Raw genomic sequence first — 272 nt, 5'->3', positions numbered from 1 at the left:
ATCACATAACTTTCTTAATATCGCTCCTATATCTGACTTAATTTTTCCATAAATTATTTGTCTTCTATACTTTGGTGCAAAAACTATATGATATTTGCAATTCCATTTACTATGTGCTAAGCTACTATTGTCCATTTTGGATACCTCCTTGTAAAATTAAGTTTTGGTCGGCAAACCTACTATTATTTTACATCGGAGGTTTTATTTTTTTCTACTCATAGCTATAAGCTTTTTAGAACCACAGGTAAAACCTGTGGTATTCATTAATACAA

Annotated in this window: 1 protein-coding gene; it reads right to left on the bottom strand. The window is 29.8% G+C overall.

The window, feature by feature from the left end:
• On the bottom strand, positions 1-135 hold a 135-nt coding region (locus GBZ86_RS16890; RefSeq protein ID WP_207707497.1), incomplete at its 3' end, for a transposase.
• Positions 136-272: the final 137 nt, after the last annotated feature.

This window comes from Clostridium tarantellae, from assembly GCF_009295725.1.
GTDB classification, from domain to species: domain Bacteria; phylum Bacillota; class Clostridia; order Clostridiales; family Clostridiaceae; genus Sarcina; species Sarcina tarantellae.
Note: the sequence above shows the minus strand (reverse complement) of the source record. Positions and strands in the feature narration are given on the sequence as shown.